Annotated in this window: 20 protein-coding genes; 6 read left to right on the plus strand and 14 right to left on the minus strand. The window is 69.1% G+C overall.

The window, feature by feature from the left end; genetic code table 11:
* The first annotated feature begins 8 nt into the window (after nt 1-8).
* Together tatB and NM1_RS02070 are read left to right on the plus strand one after the other, a co-directional pair.
* Nucleotides 9-440 (plus strand): Sec-independent protein translocase protein TatB, encoded by a 432-nt coding sequence (tatB, locus tag NM1_RS02065; RefSeq protein WP_068013160.1) that lies wholly within the window; start codon nt 9-11, stop codon nt 438-440.
* 151 nt (nt 441-591) lie between these two features.
* Nucleotides 592-1,428, plus strand: a complete 837-nt coding sequence (locus NM1_RS02070) for a hypothetical protein (protein ID WP_068013163.1) — start codon at nt 592-594, stop codon at nt 1,426-1,428.
* A 270-nt stretch (nt 1,429-1,698) separates the two neighbouring features.
* Here NM1_RS02070 and NM1_RS02075 read toward each other — a convergent pair whose 3' ends face one another.
* The 6 genes from NM1_RS02075 to dapE form a co-directional block, all read right to left on the minus strand.
* The gene (locus tag NM1_RS02075; RefSeq protein WP_068013167.1) at nt 1,699-2,652 is read right to left on the minus strand and encodes a glucosyl-3-phosphoglycerate synthase; all 954 of its coding nucleotides are present in this window, start codon (nt 2,650-2,652) and stop codon (nt 1,699-1,701) included.
* Nucleotides 2,649-3,527: a dihydropteroate synthase gene (gene folP / locus NM1_RS02080; protein ID WP_068013169.1), complete on the minus strand. Its 879-nt coding sequence runs from the start codon at nt 3,525-3,527 to the stop codon at nt 2,649-2,651. Before folP ends, NM1_RS02075 begins: the two co-directional genes overlap by 4 nt.
* A 67-nt stretch (nt 3,528-3,594) precedes the next feature.
* Nucleotides 3,595-5,394 (minus strand): long-chain-acyl-CoA synthetase, encoded by a 1,800-nt coding sequence (locus tag NM1_RS02085; RefSeq protein ID WP_068013171.1) that lies wholly within the window; start codon nt 5,392-5,394, stop codon nt 3,595-3,597.
* 83 nt (nt 5,395-5,477) lie between these two features.
* The gene (locus NM1_RS02090) at nt 5,478-6,035 is read right to left on the minus strand and encodes an LOG family protein (RefSeq protein WP_068013174.1); all 558 of its coding nucleotides are present in this window, start codon (nt 6,033-6,035) and stop codon (nt 5,478-5,480) included.
* Nucleotides 6,029-6,832, minus strand: coding sequence for an LOG family protein (locus tag NM1_RS02095; RefSeq protein WP_068013178.1), 804 nt, complete (start codon nt 6,830-6,832; stop codon nt 6,029-6,031). The genes NM1_RS02090 and NM1_RS02095 overlap by 7 nt, the downstream gene beginning before the upstream one ends.
* An 81-nt stretch (nt 6,833-6,913) precedes the next feature.
* Nucleotides 6,914-8,014, minus strand: coding sequence for a succinyl-diaminopimelate desuccinylase (dapE, locus tag NM1_RS02100; RefSeq protein WP_068013180.1), 1,101 nt, complete (start codon nt 8,012-8,014; stop codon nt 6,914-6,916).
* Nucleotides 8,015-8,094: 80 nt separating this feature from the next.
* Here dapE and dapD point away from each other — a divergent pair, with 80 nt between their 5' ends.
* Complete coding sequence (gene dapD, locus NM1_RS02105) at nt 8,095-9,048, plus strand: 2,3,4,5-tetrahydropyridine-2,6-dicarboxylate N-succinyltransferase (protein ID WP_068013183.1); 954 nt, start codon at nt 8,095-8,097, stop codon at nt 9,046-9,048.
* A gap of 132 nt (nt 9,049-9,180) precedes the next feature.
* Nucleotides 9,181-9,990, plus strand: a complete 810-nt coding sequence (locus NM1_RS02110) for a hypothetical protein (RefSeq protein WP_147288916.1) — start codon at nt 9,181-9,183, stop codon at nt 9,988-9,990.
* Between the two features lie 32 nt (nt 9,991-10,022).
* Here NM1_RS02110 and NM1_RS02115 read toward each other — a convergent pair whose 3' ends face one another.
* Genes NM1_RS02115 through NM1_RS02135 form a run of 5 tightly spaced genes read right to left on the minus strand, consistent with a single transcriptional unit; the run spans nt 10,023 to nt 14,919 of the window.
* Complete coding sequence (locus NM1_RS02115) at nt 10,023-10,910, minus strand: hypothetical protein (RefSeq protein WP_068013188.1); 888 nt, start codon at nt 10,908-10,910, stop codon at nt 10,023-10,025.
* Nucleotides 10,907-11,758 (minus strand): SCO6745 family protein, encoded by an 852-nt coding sequence (locus NM1_RS02120; RefSeq protein ID WP_068013190.1) that lies wholly within the window; start codon nt 11,756-11,758, stop codon nt 10,907-10,909. The genes NM1_RS02115 and NM1_RS02120 overlap by 4 nt, the downstream gene beginning before the upstream one ends.
* Before the next feature lie 36 nt (nt 11,759-11,794).
* The gene (locus NM1_RS02125) at nt 11,795-12,166 is read right to left on the minus strand and encodes a PPOX class F420-dependent oxidoreductase (protein ID WP_068013192.1); all 372 of its coding nucleotides are present in this window, start codon (nt 12,164-12,166) and stop codon (nt 11,795-11,797) included.
* Nucleotides 12,167-12,212: 46 nt separating this feature from the next.
* Nucleotides 12,213-13,469, minus strand: coding sequence for an MFS transporter (locus tag NM1_RS02130; RefSeq protein WP_068013194.1), 1,257 nt, complete (start codon nt 13,467-13,469; stop codon nt 12,213-12,215).
* A gap of 25 nt (nt 13,470-13,494) precedes the next feature.
* Complete coding sequence (locus tag NM1_RS02135) at nt 13,495-14,919, minus strand: acyl-CoA synthetase (protein ID WP_068013196.1); 1,425 nt, start codon at nt 14,917-14,919, stop codon at nt 13,495-13,497.
* Between the two features lie 137 nt (nt 14,920-15,056).
* On the opposite strand from NM1_RS02135, the gene NM1_RS02140 reads away from it, so the two are divergent.
* Nucleotides 15,057-15,914, plus strand: coding sequence for an oxygenase MpaB family protein (locus NM1_RS02140; protein WP_068013199.1), 858 nt, complete (start codon nt 15,057-15,059; stop codon nt 15,912-15,914).
* Between the two features lie 17 nt (nt 15,915-15,931).
* Here the strand turns inward: NM1_RS02140 and NM1_RS02145 are convergent, their stop codons facing one another.
* The gene (locus NM1_RS02145) at nt 15,932-16,564 is read right to left on the minus strand and encodes a TetR/AcrR family transcriptional regulator (RefSeq protein WP_068013201.1); all 633 of its coding nucleotides are present in this window, start codon (nt 16,562-16,564) and stop codon (nt 15,932-15,934) included.
* 172 nt (nt 16,565-16,736) lie between these two features.
* Between NM1_RS02145 and NM1_RS02150 the strand changes: the two genes are divergently transcribed.
* Nucleotides 16,737-17,603 carry an oxygenase MpaB family protein gene (locus NM1_RS02150; protein ID WP_068013203.1) on the plus strand — a complete coding sequence of 289 codons (867 nt, stop codon included), beginning with the start codon at nt 16,737-16,739 and terminating at the stop codon, nt 17,601-17,603.
* Between the two features lie 3 nt (nt 17,604-17,606).
* Here NM1_RS02150 and NM1_RS02155 read toward each other — a convergent pair whose 3' ends face one another.
* Nucleotides 17,607-18,569 carry a proline dehydrogenase family protein gene (locus tag NM1_RS02155; RefSeq protein ID WP_084519086.1) on the minus strand — a complete coding sequence of 321 codons (963 nt, stop codon included), beginning with the start codon at nt 18,567-18,569 and terminating at the stop codon, nt 17,607-17,609.
* A gap of 44 nt (nt 18,570-18,613) precedes the next feature.
* Complete coding sequence (gene pruA, locus NM1_RS02160) at nt 18,614-20,257, minus strand: L-glutamate gamma-semialdehyde dehydrogenase (RefSeq protein WP_068013207.1); 1,644 nt, start codon at nt 20,255-20,257, stop codon at nt 18,614-18,616.
* Nucleotides 20,258-20,266 lie beyond the last annotated feature (9 nt).

Raw genomic sequence — 20,266 nt, forward strand, 5'->3', positions numbered from 1 at the left:
CTGGCCTCATGTTCAATATGGGCTGGCCCGAGATGGTGATCCTGGTGGTCGCTGCCTTGGTGATCCTCGGCCCGGAACGGCTCCCGGGGGCGATCCGCTGGACCGCGCAGAGCCTGCGGCAGGTCCGCGATTACGCCACCGGGGCCACCAGCCAGCTGCGCAACGACCTGGGCCCGGAGTTCGACGAGATCCGCAAGCCGATCGAGGAAATCCGGGAGCTGCGCAAGCCGCTCGACCAGTTTCGCGGGATGACGCCGCGCGCGGCGGTGACCAAACATCTGCTGGACGGCGACGATTCGCTGTTCACCGGAAAATTCGACAAACCGTCCAGTACGTCGAATGGTTCGGACTATTCACCGCCCCCGGCGTATTCGCCGCCGGAGCCGCCGAAGCCGTTGGCCCGGAATGAAAAACCACCGATCGATTTCGACGCGACGTAGTAGTCCGACACTATTTCGGCCATGACCACCGTCGATTCCGGGCGTCAGGTATTCCCGTTCGGAAATGTCGGTTCGCAATTCCCGCGCAGGCCGGAGCGTTTCGTCAACCCGGCTAGACACATCCTGCTGTCGAGCTATCTAGACTGCGCACATGTCGGCCGATGAGGTGGCGCGGGTTTTTGCAATCGACGACAAGGTCGAGCGCCTCAAGGCGGCCACCGAAGGCGTCGCCCAGGCCCAGCAGACCATCAACGAACTCACCCGGATCCGGCGCGCGGTCATCCGGGAATTGCACGCCGAAGGCTGGACCTTCGCCAGAATCGGTGCGGCGGCGGGACTTTCGCGCGCGCGGATTCATCAGGTCAGCACGCAGGGCCCGGTGCCGGAGGGCTTGTTCTTCGGGCACGGGCCGCTGACCGTTCTCACCCCGGACGTGCGCAGTACGACGCGCACCGCCCCGCTGGTCGGCGCGCCCGATGCCGCGGCGCCGCACCGGCTGGTGGAACTGTTGCGGGAGCTGGGATTTGCCGTCGCCGTGGAACGCTTCCTGCCCGGGCGGCCGCTCGACCTGGATCGCGACGGCCTGATCGTGCTGGGCGGTCCGGAGTTGTCGCCGAGCCTGCGCTACCTGGCGGCCGCCGATCCGCGGCTGCGCCGCACGGTCGCCCGCGCGGGCCGGGTGCGACGCGGTATCGAGGACCGCGCCGCCCGCCGCGTATACCGGCCGGGCGGTACCGAACCGTACGACATCGCCTATCTGGCCCGCCTGCCCCGCCCCGACGGCCGCGGCACCGTCCTGGTACTCGACGGCCTGCACCCGCCCGGCTCGCTGGGCGCCATCCGCCTGCTCGCCACCCGCCTGGCCACCCTCCACGAACGCGCGGGCCTGCATCCTTTCTCGGCCGTCGTCGGCGTCCGCTACGACCGCAACACGGGGGAGCCTTTGGAAGCCGACCTCCTCACCCCCATCTACCGCCACGAAAGGTAGTGCTGCTCAATGGGTGTGAGATCCCGTGCTCGCGGCCTGGGGGCCGCGAGCACGGGAATGAGAAACGGCCGACCACGAACACAGCAACGCGAGACCGCCGACCACGAACACGGGAACGCGAGACCGCCGACCACGAACACGGGAACGCGAGACAACCGACCACGAACACGGGAAGGAGACGGCCGACTGCGGGCACAGACACCCCGCGCGTTGGAGCTGCGCGGTGTTAACCGTGGTCTGTGCGGCTGGTGTCGTGTGCGAGGCTGGGTGTCAGGCCGCTACTTCTACGGGGCGCAATGTGTTCATCGGGGGGCGGTCCGCCAAGGTGACCTCCGTGGTGAGTTCGGCGAATTCTTCGCCTACCAGGGGGAATTGGGTCAGGGCGGCGCCTGAGTCGCGGATTCCGCTGCGGCCCAGGACCGTTCCTAGGATTTGACGGCTCATGACGCCCAGGTCGGAGAGTGGGCGGTTGCGGTGGGTGCGGACGCCCAGGTTCACCTGGCCGATGGCGGGCAGGCCCAGCAGGTCGTAAGTGTCGAGCAGCAGGCCGATTTCGACGCCGTAGCCGGGGGCGAACGGGACCGCGGCGAGCAGCTCACGGGTGCCCGCGTACTCGCCGCCCAAGGGCTGCAGCACCTTCGACAGGTCCGGGCGCAGCGCCGCCAGCAGGGGGCGGGCCACCAGCTCGGTGACCCGGCCGCCGCCGTTGTGGTCGACCGTGTCGCCGTGCCGCAGCGGGCGGCGGTAGTAGGCCTTCACCAGGTGCATGCCGTCGACCATCAGCAGCGGGCCCAGCAGCCGGGGCACGAATTCCGGGTCCGGGTCGATCAGGTCGGAGTCGACGAAGGCGATCAGGTCGCCGGTGGTGGCGGCCAGCGAGCGCCACAGCACCTCGCCCTTGCCCGGCACCGGATCCAGTTCGGGTACCGCCTGCTCGCGCGTCACCACCCGGGCCCCGGCGGCGCGGGCTCGTTCGGCGGTCGCGTCCGTGGACCCGGAGTCGAGCACCACCAGCTCGTCGACCAGCGTGCCGAGCAGCGGCCGGATGCTGGCCACCACGTCGGCGACGGTACGTTCCTCGTTCAGCGCGGGCAGCACCACGGATACGGTGCGCCCCGCCTTGGCGGCGGCCAGCTCGTCGACCGTCCACTGCGGGCTGTCCCAGGTGTTGGTGAGCGCCCAGTCGTTCTGGTTGGAAATGGTCGGAGAGGGGTTGGTTGTCATACCAGACCTCGCAGAGTTCGTGCGGGGGGCCGGATGCCCTGGATTGCCGCGATCATGTCCACCACGCGCCGGGTTGCGGCGACCTCGTGGACTCGGAAGACCCGGGCGCCGGCCGCGGCCGACCATGCGGTTGCTGCCAATGTGCCCTCCAATCGCTCGGATAGACCGACACCAAGAGTCTCCCCGATGAAATCCTTGTTGCTGAGCGCCATCAAGACAGGCCATCCGGTATTTACAAGAACGTCCATTGCCCGCAACAGTTCGAGCCCGTGGTACGTGTTTTTGCCGAAATCATGGGTCGGATCGATCAAAATCGAATCCTTGCCCACGCCCGCCGCCGCAGCATTTTCGGCGGACCGGACCAGCGTCTCGGTAACCTCGCCGACCACGTCGGCATAGCGGACCCGGTGTGGCCGGGTGCGTGGGCGCGCCCCGCCGGTGTGACTGCAGACGACCCCGGCGCCCGTCTCGGCGGCCACCCCGACCAGGTCGGGATCGGCGCCCGCCCAGGTGTCGTTGATCAGATCCGCGCCCTCGGCCACCGCGGCCCGCGCCACCGCGGCACGCCAGGTGTCGATGCTGATCAGCAGGTCCGGGTAGCGCTCACGGATGGCCGCCACGAACGGCACCGTCCGCCGCGCCTCCTCGGCCGCGTCCACCTCGTCGCCCGGCCCCGCCTTCACACCGCCGATATCGACCAGATCGGCGCCCTCGGCGACGGCCCGCGCCACGGCCGCCAATGCCGCCTCGTCGGAGAAGGTGGAGCCCTTGTCGTAGAACGAGTCCGGCGTGCGATTCACGATAGCCATCACCAGCGCCCGATCCGTTGCCACCGGTTTCCCACACAGCGTGGACAACGGCGACGTCGAACTCATGCCCCGACTGTACCGACCCCTGTCCCACCCGGACTTTCACGCACCCCGTGCGACGGCGGGGGTGCGGCTAGGGCTTAGGTACGCGGCCGCTCGCGACCTCGTCGGGATAGTCGGCGTAGTAGGAAACGTAACCCTCGGCGCGACCCGCCAGAGCGTAGAGCGCGCTGGCGGAGTCGGGGGTGTAGCCCTGCTTACGGAGCTCGACCTTGCGGCTCTTGAACGTGGAGGTGGTCTCCAGCTCGTCGACGACGCGGACGAACAGCGGGACCGCGTAGGCGGGCAGGCGGTCGTAGAGCTGCCGCGCCACGGCGAGCCCGTCCAGCTCCGCGCCGGACCGCAGTGTCACCGCGGCCATCCCGGCCTTGCCGTCCGCGCCCGGGACGTCCACCCCGTAGACCACGGCCTGGGTGATCTCCTCGATGCCGTCGAAGGCACCCTCGACCTCGGTGGTCGCGACGTTCTCGCCCTTCCAGCGGAAGGTGTCGCCGAGCCGGTCGGCGAAGGCGATGTGCCGCCAATGCTGGTCGCGCACAAGGTCTCCGGTGTCGAACCAGGCGTCGCCGTCGCGAAAAGCGTTGCGCACCAGCTTGGATTCGGTGGCGGACTCGTCGGTGTAGCCGTCGAACGGCGAGCGGCTGGTCACCTTCGACAGCAACAGCCCGACCCCGCCCGACCGCACCCGGCGTAGCTTGCCGTCGGGAAAACGCTTGGCCTTGCCGGTCTCCTCGTCGAATTCGACGACCGCGTACGGCAGCGGACCGAACCCGGCGGTGCGGTCCACGCCGAAGGCGTTGATGAACGCGGTATTTCCCTCGCTGGAGGCATAGAACTCGACGATCCGCCGGATCCGGAACCGCTCGCGGAACTCGTCCCACAGCTCCGGCCGCAGCCCGTTGCCGACCGCCAGCCGCAGCGAATGCTCCCGCTCGGCGGGCTTTTCGGGCTGGTTGAGCAGATAGCGGCAGAGCTCGCCGATGTAGATGAACGCGGTGGCGCGGCTGGCGACCACCTCGTTCCAGAATCCGGACGCGGAGAATTTGCGGCCGATCGCGAACGTGGACTTCGATCCGAGCACCGCGCCGAGCGCCACGGTCAGGGCGTTGTTGTGATACAGCGGCAGGCAGCAGTACAGCGTGTCGTCGCCGCGCAGGCGGATGCCCAGCCCGCCCAGCCCGGCCATGCTCTTGGTCCACCGCAGATGCGACATCACGCTCGCCTTGGGCAGGCCGGTGGTGCCGGAGGTGAAGATCAGGAACGCCTTCTCGCGGGCCCGGATATCCGCGCACACCGGCGGGTCGGTGGCGTCGGCCCCGCGCGCCAACTGCTGCAGCTCCTCGGTGAACAGCAGGTTGTCCGGCGGTTCGGACAGCGATTCCAGCGCCTCGCGGCACTCCTCGCCGATCACGTTGACCACGCTGTTCAGCAACCCGAAGCTGTGTGCCAGCACCTGTTCGCGCTGATGGTGATTCAGCAAACCGACCGTCGCGCCCAGCTTCACGGTGGCCAGTACCAGCAGCAGCGCCTCGGGCCGGTTGGTCATCAGCACCCCGACCACGTCGCCGCGACGCACCCCGCGCTCGGTCAGCACGCTCGCGTAGCGGTTCACCTCGGCGTTGGCATCGTGGTAGGTGTACTCGCGCCCCTCGAACCGAATGAACACACGGCTCGGACGCTGCCGCGCCGCCCGCTGGAAGTACAGGCCCACGGACGACTTGCTGTCCGGCTTCACCAGCATGCCCAGCGCGCCGCGGAGCATGCCGGGCGTATCCAGCGCCATCCCCGGCAGCCGCCGGGCGATATCGAGCAGGGTGACGCTGGTCTGTGCATCCGTCACATGTACCTCCAAACGAGATCCCGGCCACAGCATGCCGGGACGACCGGCGGGGTGGCAATGCCTCTAGACACAACCCGTGGCAGATCACGAAGGGGCACCACCACGGCGGCCGCTTCTCAGTCCCGCTCGGCGACCAACGCGTCGAAGGCGGTCGCCATATCCGATGTCACGGTGACTCGATCGAGCGCGGCCTTGCCGACGAAGTCCCCCTCCTGCAGTCCGTCGAGCCAGTCGAACAGCCCGCGGAAGTGCCCGTGCGGGTCGAGTACGACCAGCGGCTTGTCGTGCATGCCGAGATATCCGCCGGTCCACGCCTCGAAGAACTCCTCCAGCGTGCCGATGCCGCCGGGCAGGGTGAGGAACGCGTCGGCGCGGGCCTCCATGACCTGTTTACGCTCGCGCATGGTGTCGGTGACGACCAGTTCGTCGGCGTCGACGTCGGCGACCTCCAGATGCACCAGCTGCTTGGGGATCACGCCGACGGTCTGCGCGCCGCCCGCCCGGGCCGCCGTGGCGACCGCGCCCATCATCGACACGTGCCCGCCGCCGGACACCAATTGCCAACCGCGCCGGGCGATCTCGGTGCCGACCTGAGCCGCCAACCGCAGCTGCGCCGGGTCCGTGGCACTGGCCGAGCAGTACACGCACACCGCGTACGGCCGCGCGCTCACCACTGGTCCTCCGTCCCGTGCGCGTTGCCCGCGCGGCTCTCGGCCGCGGCCAGCACGATCTCCACGACCTCCTCCACGCTGTCGGTGACATGCAGCAGGCTCAGGTCGCCGGGCGAGATCTTGCCCGAGCCCGCCAGCGAATCACGCAGCCAGTCGACCAGGCCGGACCAGTAGCGCGTGCCGAACAGCACGATCGGGAACCGGGTGATCTTGCGGGTCTGCACCAGGGTCAGCGCCTCGAACAGCTCGTCCAGGGTGCCGAAACCGCCCGGCAGGCAGATGAACGCCTGCGAGTACTTCACGAACATGGTCTTGCGAGCGAAGAAGTACCGGAAGTTGATGCCCAGGTCCACCCACTCGTTGAGGCCCTGCTCGAAGGGCAGCTCGATGCCGAGTCCGATGGAGAACCCGCCTGCCTCCGAGGCGCCGCGGTTGGCCGCCTCCATCACACCCGGGCCGCCGCCGGTGATCACGGCGAATCCGGCGCGGGCCAGCGCGCCGCCGATGGCGCCGGCCGCCTGGTACTCCGGCGTATCGACCTGGGTGCGGGCCGAACCGAAAACCGCTACCGCCCTGGGGATCTCGGCCAGCGCGCCGAACCCCTCCACGAATTCGCTCTGGATGCGCAGCACCCGCCAGGGATCGGTGTGCACCCAGTCGCTGGGACCGCGGCCGTCGAGCAGATGCTGGTCGGTGTTCCCGGTCTCCCCCTTCCGGTCCCGGCGCAGCATTATCGGTCCGCGGAAGGTAGGCGTCGACTTCGGCGATCGGACATGTACGGGCTCGGAGTCGGTGGACATGCGCACCAGGTTACTGGGGCGCAACCCGGCGCACCGGTAGCGCCGGGCGCGCAACCGCCGTACCGGACGTACCCGGCACGATCAGTGCGTCTGCCCCGTGAGGTAGCTGCGGAGGATCTCGGTCACCGTGGTGATCTGGGCGGTGGGGACTCGCTCGTCGACCTTGTGGGCGAGGTTCGGGTCGCCGGGGCCGAAGTTGACCGCGGGGATGCCGCGGGCGGCGAAGCGGGAGACGTCGGTCCAGCCGTACTTGGCGCGCACCCCGCCGCCGCCGTGCGCGTGCACCTTCTGCACGAGGTCCTTCGCCGCGGGCGCGGACAGCCCGGGCAGGGCGCCGGGGGCGCCGTCGGTGCGCTCGAAGGTCAGGTCGAGGCCCGAGAACACCTCGCGCACATGCTCGGTCGCCTCGTCGAGGGAACGGTCCGGTGCGAAGCGGAAATTCACGACCACCGACGCCTCGTCGGGCACCACATTGCCCGCCACGCCGCCGGAGACCTGCACCGCCGACAAGCCTTCTCGATAGACGCAGCCGTCGATGTCGACCTGCCGGGGCCGATAGTCCCGCAGCCGCTCCAGGATCGGCGCCAGCTGGTGAATCGCGTTGTCTCCCAGCCACGCCCGCGCGGTGTGCGCGCGGGTGCCGGAGACCGTGAGCCGGGCCCGCAGGGTGCCCTGGCAGCCCGCCTCGATCCAGCCGCCGGACGGCTCGCCCAGGATCGCGAGGTCGCCGTCGAGCCATTCGGGCAGCTCGCGTTCGATGCGGCCGAGGCCGTTGAACTCGGCCGCGATCTCCTCGCAGTCGTAGCAGATCAGCGTCAGATCGCAGACCGGATCGGCGACGGTGGCGGCCAGGTGCAGGAAGACCGCGTCGCCGGATTTCATATCGACGCTGCCGCAGCCGTGCAGCACCTGCTCGCCGCCCTCGAAGTCGAAGTGCCCCGGCACGTTGTCGGCGATCGGCACGGTGTCGAGATGACCGGCCAGGATCACCCGGGTCGGAAGGCCGCGATCGGTGCGGGCGAGCACGGTGTTGCCGTGCCGCAGCACCTCGAATCCGGTCGTCTGCTCGCGCAGCGCCCAGGTGACGGTGTCGGCGATCGCGGCCTCGTCCCGGGAGACACTCGGGATATCGACGAGAGCGGCGGTGAGGGTGATGGGGTCGGCGCGCAGATCGATGGTCACCCCACGCAGCCTAATGTTCGGGCCACCGCCCGCGGACCCACGGGACCGCCGGGAACTCGATTGCCCATACACTGACCTGCGTGAGTACTCAGGGAGCATCCGCAGTCGGCCTCGCCACGGTGACCGTGAACGGCACGGTCCTCGATACCTGGTTTCCGTATCCGGAGCTCGGCGAGTTCGCCGAATCCGCGACCACGAAGCTGACCCCGGCCGACCCCGAGTACGCCCGATTCGCCGAACTGGTGGGCTTCGACGAGGCCCGCCGCGTGGATGTGATCGCGGTCCGCACCACCATCGCCGACCTGTCGGCCCCGCCCGCCGACACCCACGACGAGTACCTGCGCCTGCACCTGCTCTCGCACCGGCTCGTGAGGCCGCACGGCCTGAGCCTGGAGGGCCAGTTCGGGCTGCTCGCCAACGTGGTGTGGACCAACCACGGGCCGTGCTCGGTGGAGGAGTTCGAACTGGTGCGCGCCAAGCTGCGCGCCCGCGGACCGGTCACCGTCTACGGCGTGGACAAGTTCCCCCGCATGGTCGACTACGTGCTGCCCGCGGGCGTCCGCATCGCCGACGCCGACCGTGTCCGCCTGGGAGCGCACCTGGCCGAGGGCACCACGGTCATGCACGAGGGTTTCGTCAACTTCAACGCCGGAACGCTCGGCGCCTCCATGGTGGAGGGCCGCGTCTCCGCGGGGGTCGTGGTCGGCGACGGCTCCGATATCGGCGGCGGCGCCTCGATCATGGGCACGCTGTCCGGCGGCGGCAAACAGGTCATCTCGATCGGCGAGCGCTGCCTGCTGGGCGCCAACGCGGGCCTGGGCATCTCCCTCGGCGACGACTCGGTGGTCGAGGCGGGCCTCTACCTCACCGCGGGCACCAAGGTCGCCCTCCCCGACGGCCGCACGGTCAAGGCCCTCGAACTCTCCGGCCGGTCCAACCTGCTCTTCCGCCGCAACTCCCTGACCGGCGCGGTGGAGGTCGTCGCCCGCCAGGGCACCGGCATCGAACTCAACGCCGCCCTGCACGCCAACTGATCCGACGCGCCGAACGGCGTCATACCCGGACCGTATTTCGGTGGCGGCGAGGTTGATTCGCCGACCTTCCGTCCGCCGGGCCGGTAGTCTCTGCTCCCATCAGAAGCCCAGACTGGGATGGGGGCGGGTGCAGTGACCGACGCACCGCGAGCATGGCGCACCGTCGAAGCGTGGCGGCAACTGGCCGATCGCACCGATGTCGTTCTGGGCGACCACGTTCGCGCATCCATCCCGTTCGACAAGGGGCTCGTCGACTACGAGCTGAAGGAATTGCGCGCGGACTCCGACGCTGTGGAGTACGACGGTCGGCGGATGCGCTGGTCCGATGTGGACTGGGTGATGTACAAGCGAACCCAGACGCAGCAGAAGGGGCCGGCTCTCAACGTCACGGTCAGTCGCAGCAATCAGGTCACCTTCGCGGTCGGCAACTGGGCAAGGGACGGCGAATCCGAGGAAGCCGCACTGAAATCGGCGCTGATGGTCTCGTACGTCTGGAATGGGAATTCCGACCTTCCCGCCGAGCCGTGGCTCGGCTTGGTCAGCCTGTCGCGGGCGTTCCTGGAGCCGCGCCTGATCGATGAGATCCTCCAGCAGGTGCGCGCCGGACAGCGGGCCCATGTCATCGACGCCGATGTAGACGTCGACGCCGACGGGTTCTACTTCCTCGACCAGAAGCAACCGCTGCGTCGATTCAGCGATGTCTACGTCAAGGACGAACCCGGCGAGATCAGCATCTATCCCATCAAAGGCTTCCGGGGCGGTGTCAGCCTCGACAAGAACTGCCCGAACGCGATGCTGCTGCCGGTGCTCTACAACGCACTCACCACACCCGAACAACGGGCGAGCGCGGACGAAGAAATGAAAGATCCGCCGTGGCTGAAATGGGTGATCCTCGGCGTCCTCGTCGTCGTGGCCATCGTGGTGGCGGTCCTTGTCCTCTAGGGAGCGAGACCGCTGGGAGCGGTTGGTGAGGTTCAGTCCTTCGGTGCGGGGTTGATCTTGTCGCCGCCCCAGCTCAGGTCCGACTTCTCGGCGATCTCGAACGTCTCGAAACGATCGTCCGCCAGAATCGCGTCGATCAGGGTTCGGGACCCGGCGACGATCGTGGAGTCGATGTCGATCTCGCTGGCCACGACCCATGTGTGGTCGGCGGGCCAGAGCAGCTGGGGCATCTGTCCGGTGAAATCGGTCATCCAGCCCAGGCCCGCCGAATACACCCAGCCGGGGTCGGCGAGTTCGGAGAGACCGGTGTCGAACAGCACGAAGTCGCGGCCGGGCCACCGCAGGAAAGGCCCGACCTCCATCGCCCGTTCGACCTCCGGCACGACAGCGGCGGCCGTCTCCGCCTCGATTCGGGCTCGCTCACGTTCGAGCTCCTCCGGGTCGTCGTCGGTGGACGCGACGAATACCACACTCGAGGACGCGTCGGAGCCGCCGCCGTATCCGTTCCAGGCTCCGGCCGTCACCTCCTCCGGTGTTTCGGTGGCCGCGCGGAGGTGGACGGTGAGAGCGGCCAGCAGGTTCGGGTCGAACCACCCCAGGGCGGTGTTGCCTACCGACCACCCGTCGTCGAACGACATCGCCGCCTGGTCCTCACCATCGGTGAGGTTGCGCCACTGCACCAGCGGATGCATCACCCTGCCGTTACGCGCGGCGACCTCGGCCCACGGCCACATCGTCTCCTCCACGATCGTGGGACAGCCCCACTCGTCGATGACCGCCGCGTCGTAGCGGGTCGCCTCGACCGGGTGCAGGATCCGCACGTAAGCGTCGAAGCCGGTACCGGCGATGACGCCGATCCCGTCTCCCTTCGCGCGCTCCAGCAGCCACCTACCGCGTTCGACATCCTTCGTGAACTTCATCCGGCCAGCCTCCCGGCGCGGAGGAAGTCGGCGGAACTGGCCAGTCCGGCGCTCCTGATGGTGCGGGCGGCCGGAACGAGTGCGCCGAGCGCCGCCTCGGCCCCGGGTATGTCTCGATAGGCCGTCGCGGCCAGGGCATCGGTGCGGGATTCGATATGCGCGCGGAGCGCGCGGCCCGCTTCGGTGATGCCGCCCGATTCCGTCAGCAGTCCGCGGGCCGTCAGCCGGGATTGCGCTGCGGCCCAGTCGCTTTCGCTCCAGCTACGGAGTTCGCGCCACATGTCCGGCGTGGTCCCGGTATCGGCGGCGAAGAGTACGACGGCCTCGCAACCGTCGAGCCCCTCGGCCAGCAGCGTGGCGAAGTGCCCGTCGCCGCGATGCTCGCGCAGGGTGGTGACGGCCTGCCAGAGCGCTTCGACCGGCTCGTCGGACGCGGGCAGGTCGCGATTGGCCGCGAACAACGCGCGACCGCACGCGGGCGCGCCGTCGATCGCCGCCGTCACTGTGGGCAGCACCTGCGACGCGATATCGGCGCTGTCGGGGACCAGTTCACGCAGCACCCGCGCGGCGGAGGTGCGGCGCGCGTCCAGAATCGCCTCGGGGGCAGCGAACTTCCACGCGTCGGGAATCGCGCGCCGGACCATGTCGGGATGGAAGTTGTAGAAGACGGCCTCCACGACAGTGGGCCCCACCGGCCCGAGCGGCGCCGAGCGCGCACCGAAGTACCCCATCCAGAAACCACGCAGGCCAACGGCTTTCAGGGCGGAGACGCATTCGGGCGCGAAGTAGGTGATCGCGTGCAGCGGCTCCAGGACCCGCCACATGTCCCGCGCAAAGGTATCGCTCATGAGATCGACAATACGGTCGCGGCGGATACCTCGGGATTACTCGATGCCGAAGGCGAGGACTCGAGCCGGAGTGATGCGAATCAGTTCACGAGAAGCACTCTGGATATAGGTGTCGATATCGCGCAGAGCCTGGGCGGTGCCCCGGATTTCGAGGCAGCGGACCTCCCAGGGGTCCACCGACTTGATGTCGTCGACGACGAAGGCCACCCGCTCCTCCTTGTCGAGGTTGCGGAACTTCTGCGAGGCGCCCATGTTGTACCCGGCGATATCGATGGTGCCGAGGGCCTCGTTGTAGCGGAACCCGACCGGGTTGTTCTGCGGCGAGCCGTCGGGGCGAATCGTCGCGAGCCGACCGAGCCGCTGACTGCGCAGGTATTCGATCTGGGCGGGCGACAGCGTGGCGATCATGTGCCGACGGTACAACCTCGAGTGCACTGAAGGTCAATCGCAGGGCTCACCGATCGGCGGCGGGATCACGGTCCTGGGGGATGGAAGGCGCTGTCTCCCCCAGATGTGCTGCCAGGGCCGGTTTCCCGCGCACCGAGGCGAGAAAGGCCGCGGCGGACTGCGGCATCAGCGCGGCGGCCACGATCGCCACCAGCGGCCCGAACGCCAGCGCGGCGAAGGCCGCGCCGTAGGAGACGCGGTCGACGATCGCCCCGAACAGCAGCGGGGACAGAATTCCACCCAGCTGCGCGCCGAAGACGATCATCCCGGCCGCCGTCCCGATCAGCGTGCTGGGCAACGCCCGCAGCGGCAGCGCCAGGGCGGCCATGTAGGTCAGCGCCCCGATCCCGGTGGCGACGGTCAACACGACCATGAACACCGGAACCGAGGACGTGGCGGGCAGTACGAACAATCCCGCGGCCGCAATTACCATGCTGGGCACCACGATCCGGCGCGGACGCCCGCGCAGCCGGTCCGACAGCCAGCCACCGCTCACGATGCCGACGGCCGCCGCCACGGTCGGGAACACCGCGAGCAGGGCGGCCCGGTCCAGTTCCACGCCGCGCGCCTCGTGCAGATAGGTCGGCACCCACGAGACCAGTCCCCAGTTGAAGGCCCCGTACCCGAAGTAGATTGCCGCACAGCCGATCAGCGCGGGCACCCGGAACAGCGACCACGACCCGCCGCCGACGGGGGCCGCCTCCGTCAGCGGCGGCGGCATCCAGCGCGACCAGGCGAGCACGACGAGCACCCCGAGCGCGGAGATCGCCACGAACATCCCCCGCCACCCGATACTCGGCAGCATGGCGGCCGCGATGACCGCCGCCAGCAGCACGCCGCAGGCATTGGAGGCGTTGGTCCAGCCCGCCGCGGTGGTCCGCTCGGCGGGCGTACTGCGCTCGGCCAGCGCCTTCGTCGCGGCGGCCGGAAAGACGCCCTGCACCAGACCGAACACGAACCGGGCGACCAGCAGCGCCCCGAACGACCAAGCCAGCGCGGTCAATCCGGTGAATACCGACCACGCCAGCATGCCGATCACACACATGCGCAGCGCGCCGAACCGGTCGGCCAGCAGCCCGCCCGGCAACTGCATGGCCGCGTAGGCGAGAAAGAACGCCGAGACGATCATCCCGGTGCCGGTGTGGTCGAGATCGAGGTCGTCGGCGATGGCGGGCAGCGCGAAGTTGATCACGAGCCGGTCGATGAAGTCGATCGTCCATGCCACGAACAGCAGCACAACGGTGATGCGGGCCGTGCGCGACATAGTTCGAGCCTCCGAACGCCGGATCTCAATCCAGCAGCTTCTTCTGCACCTTCCCCATGGCGTTGCGCGGCAACGACTCCACCCAGCGCACCTCCCGGGGCCGCTTGTGCGCGGAAAGCTGTTGCGCCACATGATCGATCAGCGCGGCTTCGTCTGTCACCGCGGCACCGGAAGGCACCACGTACGCGACGATCCGCTGGCCGAGATCGTCATCGGGCACACCCACGACCGCGACCTCGCCGACGGCCGGATGACCCAGCAGGCAGGTCTCGATCTCACCCGCGCCGATGCGGTAGCCGCCGGATTTGATCAGATCCACCGACTCGCGCCCGACGATGCGGTGGAAGCCGTCCGGATCGATCGCGGCCACATCGCCGGTGGCGAACCAGCCGTCGGCGGTGCGGCATTCGGCGGTGGCCTCGGGACGGTTCAGGTAGCCGTCGAACAGCATCGGGCCGCGCACCTGCAGCCCGCCGATGCTCTCGCCGTCGTGGGGCACCGGCTCGCCCGCCTCGTCCCGCAGCCTGGTCTGCACACCGGCGACCGGCGTGCCCACCCAGCCGGGGCGGCGCTCACCGTCCGCGCGCGTCGACAGGGTGATCATGGTCTCGCTCATGCCGTAGCGCTCGACCGGCGCATGACCCGTCAGCTCCCGCAGCCGCTCGAAGACGGGCACCGGCAGCGGGGCACTGCCCGACACCAGCAGCCGGGCATTCGCCAATTCCCGTGCGGCGCCGGGGTCCTCGGCGACCCGCGACCACACCGTGGGCACGCCGAAGTACAGCGTCCCCTTGGCCGCGGCATACGCCGCCGGGGTGGGCTTGCCGGTGTGCACCAGCGGGCTGCCCACCCGGAGCGGGCCGAGCACGCCGAGGATGAGCCCGTGCACGTGGAACAGCGGAAGTCCATGCACCAGAATGTCGTTCGCCGTCCACGCCCAGGCCTCGGCGAGCGCGTCCAGCCCGGCGGCGATGGCCCGCCTGCTCAGCATCACGCCCTTCGGAGCCCCGGTGGTTCCGGAGGTATAGAGCACGAAAGCCGTTGCCTCCGGGGGAGGTTCGGGATAGACGTGCCAGGATCGCGCGTGCAGGCGCACCGGAATCACCGGCAGCGTGGCGCCTTCGGGCGCCTCGCCGAGCCAGGCCTGCGCGCCCGAATCGTCGAGTATGTGCGTCATTTCGGCCGCACCCGCATCCGGCGGCACCGGCACCGCGGTGACTCCGGCGATCAGGCATCCGATCACCGCCAGCACGGTCGCCGGGGTCGGGCGCGCCAGGATCGCCACCCGCTCCGCCCGCGCGACCCGCTCTGCCACCGAGGTGGCCGCGCCCAGCAGATCGCTGCGCGACAGCGTGGTCCCGTCGATGGTGACGGCGTCCGGAATGTCCGCCCCGGCGGCGACGGCGGCCGCATTCAGCGACCGCAACAGCGGCAACGACCCATATGACACGCGCCCAACCTACCAACGCGACGCGCCCGGCAACTCCCACGGCGCGACCCGCAGTTCCATGGGCTGTGACGGTTGACACAATGTTGAGTGGGTGAGAGTGTTGATATATAGCCTTCTCACAGAGGATGGGGTCAACGATGACCAGCCCGCGGCGCGCAACGACGGACGAAACCGGCCTTCCCGGTAGCGATTTCGACATCTCCCGCTACCTCGACGGGTCCGCGGCCTTCTTCGGTGCCGCGGCCAATGTCATCATGCAGCTCAGCACGCCGCCGGTCGGCTACGGCGTGATGGAAAGCACCGTGGACAGCGGCAAGATCTTCCTCCATCCGATCAAGCGCACCCGCACCACGCTCACCTATCTGGCGGTGGCGATGCTGGGCAGCGACGACGAGCGCGCCGCCTACCGGGACGCCGTCAACGCCTCGCACCGCCCGGTCCGCTCGACCGCGTCGAGCCCGGTGAAGTACAACGCCTTCGACCCGCGCCTGCAGCTGTGGGTCGCGGCCTGCCTGTACTGGGGCGCCCGCGATCTGAACGAACGCATGCACGGCCCGATGAACGACGCCGACGCCGACGCCTTCTACCGGCACGCCGAGCGGCTGGGCTCCACGCTGCAGATGCCGCCCGAGCTGTGGCCGCCCGACCGCACCGCCTTCGACAGGTACTGGGCGGCGAATCTGGCGAAGACCACCATCGACCCGCCCGTCCGCGCCTACTTCCAGGATCTCGTCGATCTGAAGATGTTCCCGCTGCCGGTTCGGTTGGCGTTCGGCAGGTTTCACCGATTCGTCGTCGCGGGCCTGCTGCCGCCGCACCTGCGCGAGCAGATGGGGATGACCTGGAACGAGCGCGACGACCGCAGGCTCGCCCGGCTGCTGCGCACGGTCGGCGCGGTGGAGGCGCGCATGCCCACATCCGTGAAGATGTTCCCCGTCAACGCTTTCCTGCTCGATCTACGCCTCCGGCGCCGACTCGGACTGCGCCTGGTCTAGCGGAAGCGGTTGCCGCGCTACGAGATCCGGAAGCCCGGCACCACATGCTCGCGCGCGAAGCGCCGCAGGGCGGCATCGTCGTCGAGCGGGATGACCGTCTGCGGCGTGAGTGCCATCGACAGCGAGGTGCGCGCGATCATCTCCGCCAGCGGCTGCGGATCGTACTGCGGCAGTTTGCCTTCGGACTGCAGCCGGGTGATGAATTCGGCGAGGTAGTCACGCCCCAGCTCGATCACGGGGGCGCCGTGCACAGTCAGGTACGGCAGCACGATCTCCGGCTCGGTCTTCAGCAGCCGATCCAGCAGCCGGTTGCCGCGCAGGCCGTCGATGAAGGCCACGAACAGCTCCGCGATCTGCTCCTCGGCGCCGGCGTCGCGGTCGATCTGCTGCTGCACGACCGCATCCACCTGATCGATGAACTGGCGCGCCTGCCGCAGCCCGACCGCCTGGATCAGATCCGACTTGCCCGCGAAGCGCCGGTAGAGCGTCGCCAGCGACAGCCCGCCGCGGCGAGCGACCTCGACCATGCTCGTCCGCTTGATACCGAAGTCGAGGAATGCCATCAGTGCCGCATCGAGAACCTTCGACTGGCTGCGGTCCTCGGTGCCCGCCCCACGCACCAGCGGCAGCAGTTTGGCCAGCTTGGCCATGACCCGATCCCCTCTCGCTGTGACACGATGACATTAAAATCATCGCACATGATCAATGGGGGGTTGCCAGCGATTGACAGCATTGATCTTCGATGAGAAGGTGAGAGGGGAAGTTTCTCACACTTCTTTTTGGCCCTTACGGGTGAAGCGAGATCGAGGAGACGAGTCAACGATGACCGCCGCCATGCGTGCGACCGACCATGAACCGTCCATCCCGGAGTCGACCCTGACCCCGGACACCGTCCGCGATCACATCGACGGTGTCGCCGCCTTCCTCGGCGGCGCCGCGAACGTCATCATGCAGCTCAGCCACCCACCGGTGGGCTACGGCGTACTGGAGAGCACCGTCGACAGCGGCAAGGTGACGCTGCACCCGATCAAGCGGCTGCGCACCACCCTCACATATCTGGCCGTGGCGTGGATGGGAAACGAGGAAGATCGCAAGGCCTACCGGGAGGCGGTCAACGTCTCCCATCGGCCGGTGCGCTCGAACCCGGACAGCCCGGTCAAATACAACGCGTTCGACCCGAAGCTGCAGCTGTGGGTGGCGGCCTGCCTGTACTGGGGCGTGGACGACCTCTACACCCGGATGCGCGGCCCGATGGAACCCGAACGGGCCGAAGACTTCTACCGCTACAGCGTCCGGCTCGGCACCACGCTGCAGATGCGGCCGGAGATGTGGCCCGCCACGCGGGCGGAGTTCTTCCGGTACTGGGACGAGAACCTGGCGCAGCGCAGCATCGACCAGCCGGTGCGGGACTACTTCAACGGCCTGATCGACCTGAAGATGCTGCCGCGCCCGGTACAGCTGCTGTTCGGCCGATTCCACCGGTTCACCGTCACCGCGCTGCTGCCGCAGCACCTGCGCGACGAGATGGGCATGACCTGGACAGCACGCGACGAGCGCCGCTTCCGGCTGGTGCTGAAGGCCATCTCGGCGGTCTGGACGCGGCTGCCGGGCGTGGTCCGCGCGGCCCCGCTCAACACCTACCTGTTCGACATGCGCATGCGCCGCCGCTTCGGCCGCCCACTGGTCTAGCGATCACTGCCGTTCGGCGAGGGCTCGCAGGAAGAAGCCGAGGTTGGCTGGACGCTCCGCCAGTCTGCGGATGAGGTAGGCGTACCACTGGCTGCCGTAGGGGACGTAGACGCGCATCGCGTGCCCGTCGGCGGCCAGTCGGCGCTGCTCGGCGTCACGGATGCCGTAGAGCATCTGGTATTCGTAATCGCCTGGGCCTTGGGCATTTTCGAGCGCGAGCCGGGTGGCCGCCTCGATCATGGCGGGGTCGTGAGTCGCCACCATCGGCCGCCCGCCGCCGCGCATCAGCACGTCCAGGCAGCGCAGGTACGACGAGTCCACATCGGCGCGCCGCTGGTAGGCGACGGCCTCGGGTTCGCGATAGGCGCCCTTGCACAACCGGATTCGCGTGCCGACCCCGGCGAGTTCACGGCATTCGGTCTCGGCGCGCCGCAGGTAGGACTGCACCGCGACCCCCAGCCCCGGGAACTCGCCGTGCAACTGCCGCACCGTGTCCAGGGTCGCGTCGGTGGTGGTGTGGTCCTCGGCATCGACGGTGACCCACACCCCGGCCTCGGCCGCGCGCAGGCACAGGGAGCGGAGGTTCGCGGCGGCGATGGCGGGGCCGTCGGGCTCCAGCGCCTGGCCGAGGGCCGACAGTTTGACCGAAACCTCCACGCAGCGAACCGAATTCGCGTGGAGTTCGGTGGCCGCACTCCGCGACGCATCCGCGCGCCACGCCACAGTGCCGGCCTCGACAAACCGGCTCAGCACCGACAGCTCGTCGATGAGCGCCAGATATTCGGTGACGGCGTCGTCCGCCATGGCGCGCTCGGTGGTGTGCTCGCCGAGAAGGTCGACGCTGACCATCCGCCCGTCGCGCAACAGGTCCCGCAGTACCGGAACCAGATCCGCGCGGGTCTCCCCCGCCACGAACCGGCGCACCACGGCGGCGGTGATCGGGACCCGCAGGACGGCGTTCTTCATGCGGGGCGATTCGGCCGCGGCCAGGATTGCGGGGCGCAGCGGGTTCACCGGCCACCCGACCCCATGTGCGGGTAGCGGTAATCCGTTGGCGGAACGAAGGTTTCCTTGATGGTCCGGGGCGCCACCCAGCGCAGCAGGTTGAGGTACGAGCCCGCCTTGTCGTCGGTGCCGGAGGCGCGGGCGCCGCCGAACGGCTGCTGTCCGACGACGGCCCCCGTCGGCTTGTCGTTGATGTAGAAGTTGCCCGCGGTGTACCGCAGGGCGGCCTCGGCCTCGTCGACCGCCGCACGGTCGCGGGCGAACACCGCGCCGGTGAGCGCGTACGGTGCGGCCGTGTCGACCTCCCGCAGCAGCGTGGCGAAGGCGGCCGGGTCGGCGTCGTCGTAGATGTGCACCGACAGGATCGGCCCGAAGTACTCGGTGGTGAAAGCCTCGTCCCGCGGATCGTCGGCCAGCAGCACGGTCGGGCGGACGAAGTAGCCCTCGCTGTCGTCGTAGCGACCGCCGACCGGGATCTCGAGACCCGCGGCGCGGGCCCGCTCCAGGGCCGCCACGTTCTTGTCGTAGGCGCGCCGATCGATCAGCGCCCCACCGAAATTCGACAGATCCGCCACGTCGCCGTAGCCGATGCCGTCGGTTTCGTGCAGGAAATCGTCGCCCATGCGGCGCCATACCGACCGCGGCACATAGGCGCGGGAGGCGGCGGAGCATTTCTGGCCCTGGTACTCGTAGGCGCCGCGAATCAGCGCGGCCCGCAAAGCATCCGGATCGGCCGAGGAGTGCGCGACGATGAAGTCCTTACCCCCGGTCTCCCCCACCAGCCGCGGATACCCGTGGTACCGAGGCAGATTCGCGCCGACCTGCTGCCAGAGGTACTGGAAGGTGCGGGTGGAACCGGTGAAGTGGATCCCGGCCAGCCGCGGATCCGGCAGCACCGCCTCCGACAGCTCGGCGCCGTCCCCGGTGACCAGGTTGATCACGCCGGGCGGCAGGCCGGCCTGCTCCAGCAGCCGCATGGTGTAGTAGGCGGCCAGGGTCTGGGTGGGCGAGGGCTTCCACACCACCGTGGCGCCCATCAGCGCCGGTGCGGTGGGAAGATTGCCCGCGATCGCGCTGAAGTTGAACGGCGTGATCGCGTAGACGAAACCCTCCAGCGGCCGGTAGTCCATCCGATTCCACACGCCCGCACCGGAATTGGGCTGCAGCTCCAGAATCTGCCGGGCGAAGGCGACATTGAACCGCCAGAAGTCGATCAGCTCGCAGGGTGCGTCGATCTCGGCCTGATACGCCGACTTCGACTGGCCCAGCATGGTGGCCGCCGCGACGGTCTCCCGCCATGGCCCGGACAGCAGGTCGGCCGCCCGCAGCAGCACCGCGGCCCGTTCGTCGAACGAGGTCTCGCGCCAGGCCGGTGCGGCGGCGACGGCCGCCTCGACCGCCGCGCTGCCCTCCTCGCGGGTGGCGTCGGAGTAGGTGCCGAGCACGTGCCGGTGGCGATGCGGCATCACGATGTCGCGGCGCGGTCCGGTGCCCGGCTGATGTTTGCCGCCGATCACCAGCGGCACATCCACGGATTCGGCGGAGATCTCGGCCAGCCGGGCCGTCAGGCGCTCACGCTCGGCGGTTCCCGGTGCGTAGGAGTGCACCGGCTCGTTGGCCGGGGCGGGGACAACCGTGACAGCGTCCATACCTCAGGC

The organism is Nocardia mexicana NBRC 108244 (assembly GCF_001613165.1).
GTDB lineage: Bacteria > Actinomycetota > Actinomycetes > Mycobacteriales > Mycobacteriaceae > Nocardia > Nocardia mexicana.

Bases quoted from the DNA above. Each gene is read 5' to 3' on its own strand.
- tatB (WP_068013160.1), top strand. From the start codon at position 9: ATGTTCAATATGGGCTGGCCCGAGATGGTGATCCTGGTGGTCGCTGCC.
- NM1_RS02095 (WP_068013178.1), bottom strand. From the start codon at position 6,832: ATGTCCACCGACTCCGAGCCCGTACATGTCCGATCGCCGAAGTCGACG.
- NM1_RS02145 (WP_068013201.1), bottom strand. From the start codon at position 16,564: ATGGCCAAGCTGGCCAAACTGCTGCCGCTGGTGCGTGGGGCGGGCACC.
- NM1_RS02085 (WP_068013171.1), bottom strand. From the start codon at position 5,394: ATGCTGTGGCCGGGATCTCGTTTGGAGGTACATGTGACGGATGCACAG.
- NM1_RS02120 (WP_068013190.1), bottom strand. From the start codon at position 11,758: ATGAGCGATACCTTTGCGCGGGACATGTGGCGGGTCCTGGAGCCGCTG.
- NM1_RS02070 (WP_068013163.1), top strand. From the start codon at position 592: ATGTCGGCCGATGAGGTGGCGCGGGTTTTTGCAATCGACGACAAGGTC.
- NM1_RS02125 (WP_068013192.1), bottom strand. From the start codon at position 12,166: ATGATCGCCACGCTGTCGCCCGCCCAGATCGAATACCTGCGCAGTCAG.
- folP (WP_068013169.1), bottom strand. From the start codon at position 3,527: ATGAGTTCGACGTCGCCGTTGTCCACGCTGTGTGGGAAACCGGTGGCA.
- NM1_RS02155 (WP_084519086.1), bottom strand. From the start codon at position 18,569: ATGAAGAACGCCGTCCTGCGGGTCCCGATCACCGCCGCCGTGGTGCGC.
- NM1_RS02075 (WP_068013167.1), bottom strand. From the start codon at position 2,652: ATGACAACCAACCCCTCTCCGACCATTTCCAACCAGAACGACTGGGCG.
- NM1_RS02115 (WP_068013188.1), bottom strand. From the start codon at position 10,910: ATGAAGTTCACGAAGGATGTCGAACGCGGTAGGTGGCTGCTGGAGCGC.
- pruA (WP_068013207.1), bottom strand. From the start codon at position 20,257: ATGGACGCTGTCACGGTTGTCCCCGCCCCGGCCAACGAGCCGGTGCAC.
- NM1_RS02140 (WP_068013199.1), top strand. From the start codon at position 15,057: ATGACCAGCCCGCGGCGCGCAACGACGGACGAAACCGGCCTTCCCGGT.
- NM1_RS02130 (WP_068013194.1), bottom strand. From the start codon at position 13,469: ATGTCGCGCACGGCCCGCATCACCGTTGTGCTGCTGTTCGTGGCATGG.
- NM1_RS02150 (WP_068013203.1), top strand. From the start codon at position 16,737: ATGACCGCCGCCATGCGTGCGACCGACCATGAACCGTCCATCCCGGAG.